The 12,403-nt window shown below is 45.4% G+C and carries 4 protein-coding genes; 3 read left to right on the top strand and 1 reads right to left on the bottom strand.

Annotation, left to right across the window (positions count from 1 at the left end):
* Positions 1-277: 277 nt before the first annotated feature.
* The 3 genes from rpoB to DVY93_RS06485 all read left to right on the top strand — a co-directional run bounded on the left by rpoB (position 278) and on the right by DVY93_RS06485 (position 9,566).
* Positions 278-4,396: a DNA-directed RNA polymerase subunit beta gene (rpoB, locus tag DVY93_RS06495; protein WP_193006702.1), complete on the top strand. Its 4,119-nt coding sequence runs from the start codon at positions 278-280 to the stop codon at positions 4,394-4,396.
* Between the two features lie 152 nt (positions 4,397-4,548).
* On the top strand, positions 4,549-8,766 hold the full coding sequence (gene rpoC, locus DVY93_RS06490) for a DNA-directed RNA polymerase subunit beta' (protein WP_193006703.1): 4,218 nt from the start codon (positions 4,549-4,551) through the stop codon (positions 8,764-8,766).
* 272 nt (positions 8,767-9,038) lie between these two features.
* Entirely contained in the window at positions 9,039-9,566 is a 528-nt protein-coding gene (locus tag DVY93_RS06485) for a DUF6586 family protein (protein WP_230709851.1), read from the top strand.
* Between the two features lie 97 nt (positions 9,567-9,663).
* Here the strand turns inward: DVY93_RS06485 and DVY93_RS06480 are convergent, their stop codons facing one another.
* Positions 9,664-12,309 carry a penicillin-binding protein 1A gene (locus DVY93_RS06480; RefSeq protein ID WP_230709849.1) on the bottom strand — a complete coding sequence of 882 codons (2,646 nt, stop codon included), beginning with the start codon at positions 12,307-12,309 and terminating at the stop codon, positions 9,664-9,666.
* Between the last annotated feature and the right edge of the window lie 94 nt (positions 12,310-12,403).

Here is a 12,403-nt window from a genome sequence, read left to right as displayed (position 1 = left end):
GTAAGGTTGTTTGTGACTGATGCCGTAAGGGCAATAGACTGTATGATATTGAATTTTTTGGTATGGGTAGTCATATAGACTTATTTAGATACCGATTATACGATTAAGTGCAGTGTGCTAAACAAGCACTGATTAGTAAAGTAGTCGTTGATAAAAAGATATGAGTTGAACACGAACACCCGTTTTATATTATCGTTTACGTCGCTAAGTTTGCATTGTATTTATGCAGGTTGGCCGCGCTTTTAATTTGTTTCCACGTTTACTGTAAGGACTCTCGATGGCATATTCTTATACTGAAAAAAAGCGTATTCGCAAAAGTTTTGCTGAATTGCCCACTGTGATGGACATTCCCTATTTGCTGTCTATCCAAGTAGATTCTTATGAGCAATTTTTGCAAGAGCATAAAAAGCCAAAAGCTCGTGAGAATACTGGTTTGCAAGCTGCGTATTCCTCTATTTTCCCAATTGAGAGTCACTCTGGTAATGCTGAGTTGCAATTTGTTGAGTACTATTTAGGTACGCCAGAATTTGATGAGCGCGAGTGTATTTTGCGTGGTTCAACGTTTGCTGCGCCTATGCGTGTCAAAATCCGCTTAATCATCAAAGATAAAGATAGTAAAGACAAAGACAGTAAAGCTGCGATCAAAGACATCCGTGAGCAAAGCGTTTACATGGGTGAGATCCCGTTGATGACAGCGAACGGTACCTTTATTATCAATGGTACTGAGCGTGTCATCGTATCACAGCTACATCGTTCACCAGGTGTGTTCTTTGATCATGATAAAGGTAAGTCACACTCAAGTGGTAAAGTATTATATAACGCCCGCATCATCCCTTACCGTGGGTCTTGGTTAGATTTTGAATTTGATGCGAAAGACTTAGTATTTGCTCGTATTGACCGTCGTCGTAAGCTATTGGCTTCTATCATTCTGCGGGCACTCGGTCTGACAACTTCTGAAATCTTAGATCTGTTCTTTGATAAAGTAAGCGTTTACAAAGGCGAAGAGCAGTTTGAGATTGATCTGGTTGCAGACCGCTTGCGTGGCGAGATGGCACAGTTTGATATCGTTTCACCTGAAGGTGAGGTGATTGTTGAGCAAGGCAAGCGTATTAATGCACGCCGTATTCGTCAGCTTGAAGAAGCAGGTATGACGAAGATTGCTGTGCCTGATGAATATCTCTATGAGCGTATTTTGGCTGAAGATATCGTCGTGAATGATGAAGTCATCGCTCGCGCCAACACGCTCATTGATCATGAACTATTGGTTAAATTAAACTCGTTTGAAGCCAGTGGCGCTATTAAAGAATTCAGCATTCTATTCACGAATGACATCGATCAGGGTAGTTATATCGCAGATACGCTACGTGCTGACAGTACGTCAACCCGTGAAGAAGCGCTGATTGAAATCTATAAAGTCATGCGTCCAGGTGAGCCACCAACGGTTGAGACGGCTGAAAAATTATTTGAAAGCATGTTCTTTAACGCCGATCGTTATGACTTATCAAATGTCGGTCGTATGAAGTTCAACCGCCGCCTTGGTTTAGAGTTTGATAATACAGATGATCCGGATGTTCAACGCGAACGCAGTGTGTTAACCAACGAAGACATCGTTAATGTCCTAAAAGAGCTGATTGAGATTCGTAATGGTCGCGGTGATGTTGATGATATTGACCATCTTGGTAACCGCCGTATTCGCTCAGTAGGTGAGATGGCAGAAAACCAATTCCGTGTTGGTTTAGTGCGTGTTGAGCGTGCGGTCAAAGAGCGTTTAAGCTCAGCGGAATCAGATAACTTGTCGCCACAAGATTTGATTAACTCTAAGCCCGTAGCGGCTGCGGTGAAAGAATTTTTTGGTTCAAGCCAGTTGTCACAGTTTATGGATCAGAACAACCCGTTGTCTGAAGTTACCCATAAGCGCCGTGTATCAGCACTAGGTCCTGGTGGTCTGACTCGTGAACGTGCAGGCTTTGAAGTACGTGACGTACATGACACGCATTATGGCCGTGTCTGCCCGATTGAGACTCCTGAAGGTCCAAACATTGGTCTGATCAACTCACTAGCGACATTTGCTAAAACCAACAGCTTTGGTTTCTTAGAAACGCCTTATCGCCGTGTGGTTAATGGTCAAGTGACCGATGAGATCGAGTATCTGTCAGCGATTGAAGAAGTGGGTACGGTCATTGCACAGGCCGACTCCCCAATGACCAAAGACGGCGCGTTAAGTGACGAGATGGTTAGTGTACGTAGCTATGGTGAATTTGTTCGTATGCCAGCTGACAAAGTGACGCATATGGATGTGTCGCCAAGCCAGGTTGTATCGGTCGCAGCAGGTCTGATTCCATTCCTAGAGCATGATGATGCTAACCGTGCCTTGATGGGCTCGAACATGCAGCGTCAGGCTGTTCCTACGCTACGTGCTGATAAGCCGTTAGTAGGTACTGGTATGGAGCGTCACGTTGCTCGTGACTCTGGTGTTTGTGTGATCGCTAAGCGTGGCGGTGTGATCGAAGATGTTGATGCGTCACGTATTGTCGTTCGTGTCAACGAAGACGAGATGACTGCTGGTGAAGCGGGTATTGATATCTATAACTTGATTAAATACACACGCTCTAACCAAAACACCTGTATCAACCAACGTATCATTGTTAACCAAGGCGACGAGATTGCCTTAGGTGATATCTTAGCTGATGGTCCATCAACGGATCTTGGTGAGCTAGCACTTGGTCAGAATATTCGCATCGCATTTATGCCGTGGAATGGTTACAACTTCGAAGATTCAATCTTGCTGTCTGAAAAAGTGGTGAAAGAAGATCGTTTTACTACCATTCATATCCAAGAATTGACGTGTGTGGCTCGTGATACCAAACTGGGTACAGAAGAGATCACGGCTGACATTCCAAACGTTGGTGAAGCCGCGTTATCAAGCCTTGATGAAGCAGGTATCGTCTATATCGGTGCTGAAGTTGACGCTGGTGATATCCTAGTGGGTAAAGTCACGCCAAAAGGCGAGACGCAATTAACGCCAGAAGAGAAATTGCTACGGGCTATCTTTGGTGAAAAAGCGGCTGATGTGAAAGACACGTCACTACGTGTACCGACTTCTAGTAAAGGTACGGTTATTGATGTACAGGTCTTCACCCGTGACGGCGTCGAAAAAGACGCGCGTGCAAGAGCGATTGAGAAGTCGCAACTTGACAGCTACCGTAAAGATTTAAAAGAAGAGCTACGCATCTTTGAAGAGGCGGCTCGTGGTCGTATTGGTACGCTGTTAGATGGTCAAAAAGTCAGTGGCGGTGCGGGTCTAAAAGCTGGTACGGTGATGGCATTGGCTGATATGAAAGACATGAGCCTTGAGACGTTATTGGATATTCAACCAGTAGAAGAGGAAATCTCTGAGCGTCTCACGCAAATCGCTGATTACTTGGTTGATAAGCAAAAAGACATCGATGTGAAATTTGCTGAGAAAAAACGCAAATTGACCGCTGGTGATGACTTACAACATGGCGTACAAAAAATCGTTAAAGTGTATCTAGCGGTTAAGCGTCGTATTCAGCCGGGTGATAAAATGGCTGGTCGTCATGGTAACAAAGGTGTGGTATCGCGCATCATGCCAGTTGAAGACATGCCTTATGATGAAAATGGTAATACCGTTGACATCGTATTGAACCCACTTGGTGTACCATCTCGTATGAACATCGGTCAGGTTCTAGAGACGCATTTGGGAATGGCAGCAAAAGGCTTGGGCGAGAAGATTGACGGTATGCTCAAATCTCAAGCAGCGATCAAAGAGCTACGTGACTTCTTGGACAAAATCTATAACCAAGTCGGCGGTGAGCAAGTTGATCTTGATAGCTTGAGTGATGATGACATCATGGCGCTAGCAGACAACCTACGTGGCGGTGTACCGATGGGTACGGCAGTATTTGACGGCGCAAGAGAAAGCCAAGTCAAAGACTTGCTAGAGCTTGCTGGTATGGATCGCGATGGTCAGCAAACCTTATATGATGGTCGTACTGGTCAGAAATTTGACCGTAAAGTGACGGTTGGCTACATGTACATGCTCAAATTGAACCATTTGGTTGATGACAAAATGCATGCGCGTTCAACGGGTTCTTACTCACTAGTCACGCAGCAGCCACTTGGCGGTAAAGCTCAGTTTGGTGGTCAGCGCTTTGGTGAGATGGAAGTGTGGGCACTAGAAGCTTATGGTGCGACCTATACGTTGCAAGAGATGTTGACTGTGAAGTCAGATGACGTTGAAGGCCGTACCCGTATGTACAAAAACATTGTTGATGGTGAGCAGTACATGGATCCAGGTATGCCTGAATCGTTTAACGTATTGACCAAAGAAATCAAATCACTGGGTATTAATATTGAGTTAAAACAAAGCAACTAACCCCGTTGTTTAACTTAGTTGTCCACTAAAGGCAGCCTGCTTTATTGCTGCTGCTTTTAGTGATTTGTCTCAACCCTATTCATTGCCTTCATTCATCTTATCTGCGTCAATAGATTGCAGTCAGATGATTATAAAGATAACGGAGAAGCAACTTGAAAGATTTACTCGATATCATGCAAAGCCCTGCCGGCAACGGTAATCAAGAGTTTGATAGCATTCAAATTACTTTAGCCTCACCTGACGTGATCAAATCATGGTCACATGGCGAAGTAAAAAAGCCTGAAACCATTAACTATCGCACGTTTAAGCCTGAACGTGATGGTCTGTTTTGTGCCAAGATTTTTGGCCCAGTAAAAGATTTTGAATGTCTATGTGGTAAGTACAAGCGCCGTAAGTTCCAAGGCGTTATCTGTGAAAAATGTGGTGTTGAAGTCACCACTGCTAAAGTTCGCCGTGACCGTATGGGTCACATTGACCTAGCCAGTCCTGTGGCACATATTTGGTTTTTAAAATCATTACCAAGCCGCATCGGTCTATTGCTAGACATGACGCTGCGTGATATTGAGCGCGTACTGTATTTTGAAAGCTACATCGTCACTGAGCCTGGCCTGACTTCTTTAGAGAAGTACCAGTTGCTGGATGATGAAGATTATTACAAAGCCCTAGAAGAATTTGGTGACGAATTCACGGCTAAGATGGGTGCTGAAGCGGTTCAAGACTTATTAAAAGATATCGACATGGATATCGAAATTGATGAGCTGCGTGAAGCGATTCCGCAAACAGGTTCTGAGACTAAGCTTAAAAAGATGTCTAAGCGTCTTAAATTATTAGAAGCGTTCCGCGATTCTAATAACAAGCCTGAGTGGATGGTAATGAATATCTTACCAGTACTACCACCAGATTTGCGTCCGCTAGTACCACTAGAAGGTGGCCGTTTTGCGACATCAGATCTAAACGATCTTTATCGCCGCGTAATCAACCGTAACAACCGTCTAAAGCGTCTGCTTGAGCTGAGCGCGCCTGACATCATCGTACGTAACGAAAAACGTATGTTGCAAGAGTCAGTGGATGCGTTGCTTGATAATGGTCGCCGCGGTCGTGCAATTACCGGCAGTAACAAGCGTCCATTAAAATCTTTGGCTGATATGATCAAAGGTAAGCAAGGTCGTTTCCGTCAGAACTTACTTGGTAAGCGTGTTGACTATTCTGGTCGTTCGGTCATCGTTGTTGGTCCAACACTACGTTTGCATCAGTGTGGTCTACCGAAGAAAATGGCACTAGAATTATTCAAGCCATTTACTTATAACAAGCTATTGTCTCATGGCCTTGCGACCACGATTAAAGCTGCCAAAAAGATGGTAGAGCGTGAAGAGCCACAAGTTTGGGACATGCTGGCCATGGTTATCCGTGAGCATCCAGTACTACTTAACCGTGCGCCAACACTTCACCGTTTGGGTCTACAGGCATTTGAGCCAGTATTGATCGAAGGTAAAGCGATCCAGCTGCATCCGCTTGTTTGTACCGCGTTCAACGCTGACTTTGATGGTGACCAAATGGCCGTTCACGTGCCATTGACGCTAGAAGCACAGCTTGAGTCACGTGCCTTGATGATGTCTACCAACAACATCTTATCACCTGCGAACGGTGATCCGATCATCGTACCATCACAGGATGTGGTATTGGGCTTGTATTACATCAGCCGTTCATCGATCAATGCTAAAGGCGAAGGCATGGTTTTTGCTACCGTCAATGAAGCATTGCGTGCGATTGGCTCAAACGATTTACATGTAAACGCTAAAATTAAAGTGCGTGCGACCGAAACGCATGTCGATGAAGATGGTAACGAAACCAAAGAAATCAGCATGAAAGAAACGGTTGCTGGTCGTCTACTTATCTGGAACATCATGCCTAAAGGTATGGCGTTTGATGAGTGTAACCAAGAGATGACGAAGAAAAACATCTCTCGTCTGATCAACTCTTGCTACCGTAAAGTCGGCGTAAAAGAAAGTGTCATGTTTGCTGACCAATTGATGTATCTTGGTTTTGCTCAAGCGACGCTATCTGGTGTGTCTATCGGTATCGATGATATGGTCATTCCACCACTGAAAAAGCAAATCATTGAAGTGGCAGAAGGCGAAGTGCGCGAGATTGAAGATCAATTCGAGCAAGGTTTTGTGACCGCTGGTGAGCGTTATAACAAAGTGGTTGATATCTGGTCACGTACCAATGACAAAGTCGCGAAAGCGATGATGGACAACTTGGCGACCGATAAAGTCATCAACGCCCAAGGTGAAGAAGACGAGCAGAAATCATTCAACTCAATCTTCATCATGTCAGACTCTGGTGCTCGTGGTAGTGCGGCACAGATTCGTCAGCTCGCAGGTATGCGTGGTCTAATGGCGAAACCAGATGGCTCAATCATTGAGACACCCATTAAGGCTAACTTCCGTGAAGGTTTGACCGTACTACAGTACTTCATCTCAACTCACGGTGCGCGTAAAGGTCTAGCAGATACGGCACTGAAAACGGCTAACTCAGGTTACCTGACTCGTCGTTTGGTTGATGTGGCACAAGATTTGGTTATTACCAGTGATGACTGTGGCACAGAAGAAGGCTTGCTCATGAAGCCGCATATCCAAGGTGGTGAAATCATCGAGAAACTCGGTGAGCTAGTACTTGGTCGTGTGACTGCTCGTGATGTGACTTATAACGATGATGACTCAAAAGTCTTGATCCCAGCGGGTACCTTGATCGATGAGCATTGGGTAAACGTGCTTGATAATAATGCGATCGATGATATCTGGGTACGCTCAGTCATTACTTGTGATGTTGAGCATGGCGTATGTTCACAGTGCTATGGTCGTGACCTTGCCCGTGGTCATAAAGTGAATATCGGCGAGTCAGTCGGTGTTATGGCCGCTCAGTCTATCGGTGAGCCTGGTACTCAGTTAACCATGCGTACTTTCCACGTGGGCGGGGCAGCAAGCTCAGCGTCTGTGGACAACAGCATCTCTGTACGTAATGCTGGTCAAGCGCATTTTGAAAACATGAAAACAGTTCAGCACACAGACGGTCACTTGGTCATCGTATCGCGTTCAGCGGAAATCGCCTTGACCGATGAGCTTGGTCGTGAGCGTGAGCGCTATAAAGTACCGTATGGTTCAAGCGTACTTGTGAAAGATGAAGAGCAGGTCGAAGGCGGTCAAACCATCGCTAAATGGGATCCGCACACGCATCCTATTATTACAGAATTTGCTGGTACAGCACGCTTCAGTGATATCATTGATGGTTCAACGGCGACGGTCAAAGTCGACGATGCAACTGGTATGAGCTCATTTGAGATTCTAGCGACTCGTGACCGTTCAAGCTCAGCAAAAGACTTACGTCCTGCGATTATCTTGAACACTGACGAAGGCAAAGAAGTGGTTTACTTCTTACCAGCTGAGACCATCATTCGCGTCAGCGATGGTGAAAAAGTTGCAGCAGGTTCGATCTTGGGCCGTGTACCACAAGCATCTTCTGGTACCAAAGATATTACCGGTGGTCTGCCACGTGTGGCTGACTTGTTCGAAGCACGTCGTCCAAAAGATCATGCCATCATGGCAGAGATGACGGGTGTGGTGAGCTTCGGTAAAGAGACTAAAGGTAAAAACCGCTTCATTATTACCAATGAAGATGGTGAGGTTCATGAAGAGCTGATCCCGAAATGGCGTCAAATCAACGTCTTTGAAAACGAGACAGTAGCACGTGGTGAGATTATCGCTGATGGTCCACAAAACCCGCACGATATCCTACGTCTAAAAGGTCAGACTGCGCTTGCTGATTATATCGTTAACGAAGTACAGGACGTTTATCGTCTGCAAGGTGTAAAAATCAACGACAAGCACATCGAAGTTATTATTCGTCAGATGTTGCGTAAAGTTGAAATCACCGATGGCGGCGATTCAAGCCACTTCAAAGGCGATCAGGTAGAGTATGCGGATATCAAAGCATTGAATGCGAAGCTAGAAGCGGAAGATAAATTCCCAGTACAGTATGAGCGTCAATTGTTAGGTATCACCAAAGCCAGCTTGGCCACTGAAAGCTTTATCTCAGCGGCTTCGTTCCAGGAGACAACCCGTGTCCTAACTGCTGCTGCCGTGACTGGTAAAGTGGATGAGTTACGTGGCCTGAAAGAAAACGTGGTCGTTGGTCGCTTGATTCCTGCCGGTACTGGTCTTGCTTATCACAAGACACGTAAAGAAAAAGCGGATCAGAAACTACAAGATAAAGATCTGAATGCCGCCTTTGATATGGGCGCAAGCACGGATAGCAAAGATTTTGCTAGCTTTGATGAAGCCTTTGCTCAAGAGTTAAATCAAGACAATTAATCGTATTAACTGTTCTTGATACTTTCTTAATGTGATAAAAAAGCCAGCTTGCAAGCTGGCTTTTTTGCGCTTTTAAACATTTAAACCGTCAAAAAAGTGATCCTAACTCTACATTTGGTAGGCTGAGTAGAGATGACGTGGTCACGTTGTAGTTCGGCTGTTATAATTTCTAAGAAAATCGGTCCAGTTAATAGTACACTTAAAGCATCACGTGTAAGTTATGACTGTACCAACTGGTCAGTGTTTATTGTCAATACAAGGATAAATAGCAAATGGCAGGTAAAACCCGTGTTGCCAAATATCAAGCAGATCGAACCAATCAAAAACTGTATTTCTGTCGTCTGTCCTGCCAAGCGGCAGGCAGTACCAATGACAAGCAACTGTATCAAGCGCACTGTGAGACCGCTATTTTTCATCTGCATGGCGCTTTTTTAGCATTCATACAAGAGCTTGGTCATTTTTATAGTTTGAACATGACAGCGCCCACCTTAATAGATATCGAGCAAGCCTTAAGCGAGCGGACACAGGTGTCCCCGGAAATTCAGCGCTTGCAGCAGTTACAACAACAAGGTTTTTTGGCTAATATAGAGCGTGCTTATCAGCGCTGTTTATATGCGGTACCGCCCGATACTGTCGTTGATGAAAAGCCAAGTGATGATACGGCGGGATCAGCGGATCTGATTGTCAACGTTGTGACTTTGTCAAACCAGTGGTTACCAGATGAGGCGACCATACGCGAATGGCGCCAGCAGCTTTTAGAGCTTATCGAGCAGTTACGTGCTGGTATGGTTGAGTTTTAGGAGGGATAGAATTTTTAAGGGTTAAAAAAAAGGCGTGTTTAGTAATCACTAAACACGCTTTTTTAGTGTGAGTTGCCACCGTGCTTAACGGTACGATTTACTCTGGTATTGGTGGCATCTCATCAACGGGTGTCACTGAGAGTGGATTTTGCGGGGCACTATCATTATTACGGCTGTCATTCGATTTTGCTGCCTGTAAGTTATCTGTCTCCTCAGTTGCTTCAGGAGCTGCTGGTTTACGCTGCTGAGTTTGGGTTTTGACGGGCTGTAGCGAGGTGCTGGTGTCAGTAGACTCATCTTCACTCGCCACACCATCATCAGTCATTTCTATCACTTTTTGCTGCTGCTTTTGAGACTTTGAGCGGTTATTGATAGATACCCACTGATTCGGTGTGTCTTTGAGCTGAGCTTTCATAAAGTCCATCCAGACAGGTAGGGCTGCCACACCACCATACTCACGGCGGCCCATCGTAGCTGGTTGATCGAACCCCATCCATACCACGGTAACATTGGTAGGATGAAATCCTGCAAACCATGCGTCTTTAGCTTCGTTGGTTGTGCCGGTTTTGCCGCCGATATCATCACGACCCAGAGCTTTTGCTCGTACGGCTGTACCGCGTTGCACCACATCGCGTAAGATATCGGCCATCTCAAACGCTACTCTAGGCTTTAAGATTCTAGGGGCTTGTTTGGCCACTGTATACTGCACAGCAGGCGCTTGTAAGCGATCTGATTGTGGACTAGCATCAGTCACGTCTACATTGATTTGGGTGTTTTGTGCGTTTTCTTCATTGCTCTTTAATGCTTGGCTTTCAGCAGTTACTGCCTCATTAGTGGTACTGTTTTCGCCTTCATTGGACTGACCATGTTCTTCGATTAACGTTTTATTGAGGGTTTCGAGCTGTTCGTTAAAACATAAAGCGCACGCTTGGCGCGGGTTGGCTTGAAATAACAGCTCATTCTTATAGTTATAAATTTGTTCAATAAAGTAAGGTTGTATGCGATGACCACCATTGGCGAAGGTGGAGTAGGCCGTTGCCATTTGTAATGGCGTTGCCTGCCCCGCCCCTAGTGCTAATGACAACGTCGTCGGCAACTTCTCTTTATCAAGACCGAACTCATCCAACAGGCTGCGCACATCAGAGATACCGATGGCTTGTAGAAGGCGAATAGAAACCAGATTGCGAGACAAATACAGCCCGCGACGTAGCGTGATGTCGCCTAAAAAACGCTCGTCAGAGTTTTTAGGTTTCCAGTCTCCTACTTGGATTGGGCGATCCGAGACAATACTGTCTGGACGATAGCCTTTTTCTAACGCCGCTGTATACACGAGGGGTTTAATGGTTGAGCCAGGTTGCCGCCAGCCTTGTAAAGCGCGGTTAAACTTACTATGGTTAAAGTCAAATCCACCGACCAAGGCATTTACCGCCCCAGTTTCTGGATCTAAGGACACCAGACTGCCTTGTATGTTTGGTATTTGACTCAGCTGCCAACTGCCATTAGCGGTAGGTATCACCCGAATGATATCGTTTTGATTGACAATTTGACTGGCGTTCGTAGGAGGGTAGCCGATACGATCAGCAGAAATGTATTTGGCTGCCCAGCTCATCCCAGGCCAGTTAACGGTTATATTTTTACCTGATTGCAAGGTTGCGTCAAAGCTTTGGGCGTTAACCTGAGTGACTTTGGCAGGATACATATTGCTGTAACGGCGGAAACTCTCTAAAGGTTCATCATTTGCTTCTGCCCCGCGCCAGCCGTGACGATGCTCGTAAGCGACCAAGCCTGTTAGGATAGCCGCTTCTGCTGCTGTTTGTGCTTTGCTATCCACGGTAAGACGTACGCGCCAACCACTGTGCATCACTTGCTCACCGTAGCGTTCGACCAAGGTAGCGCGAGTCATTTCTGCCAAATATGGCATATTAACGTCAAGCTTCTCTTGATAAAGGTTGATGCCTACTGGTGAATTAACGGCTTCGTCATATTGGGCTTTGGTGATATAGCCTAGCTCGTGCATGCGTCCAATGATCCAGTTGCGACGAGTCAGCGCGCGGCTAGGATTGGCCACAGGGTTGTATTTAGATGGCGCTTTTGGCAGACCGGCCAACATGGCCATCTCAGCAATAGTCAAATTTTCTAGTGATTTACTGTAGTATTTTTTGGCAGCAGCGCGGACACCATATGCGCCTTCACCCAAGTAGATTTTGTTGACATAAAGCGTCAAGATCTCATTTTTACTGAGTTCATCTTCGATCTTACGAGCCAAGAACAGTTCAGTCAGCTTACGATTTAGGGTGCGTTCTGGACTCAAAAAGTAATTTTTGGCCACCTGCATGGTGATGGTAGAGCCACCTGTCTGGCTATCATCATCAGTCACCACTTCGGTAACCGCACGGCCAAGTCCCTTAATACTAATACCACTGTGCTGAAAAAAAGAGGCGTCTTCTGCCGCTAAAAAAGCATGGGTGAGATCTTCAGGAATCTCATCAAAGGTAACGGGAAGCGATAAGCGATTGCCATATTGACCGATTAATTTATCGTCACTACTATAAACCTGTAATGGCATCTCAAAATTTGCTGTCTTAATTTCTTGTGTGCTAGGCAAAGTAGGGGATAAATACATTGCCATACCGTAAAAACCGATAGGCACAGCAAGCGCTAAAACCACTGCTAACGCTAAGCAGGCGATAAAAAGCCCCACTAAAAAATGAATGAGACGTGCGGTAGCAATTTTTTTGGTCATAGTAAGGCTTATCAATTAAAATTTGCAACAGGTAAGGCATTATACCTTGAACAAAATAAGAGGTCATAATAAATGTGTAAGTTAGCCTTAACAG

The sequence above is a fragment of the Psychrobacter sp. CCUG 69069 genome (assembly GCF_021023115.1).
Taxonomy (GTDB): Bacteria; Pseudomonadota; Gammaproteobacteria; order Pseudomonadales; family Moraxellaceae; genus Psychrobacter; species Psychrobacter namhaensis.
Note: the sequence above shows the minus strand (reverse complement) of the source record. Positions and strands in the feature narration are given on the sequence as shown.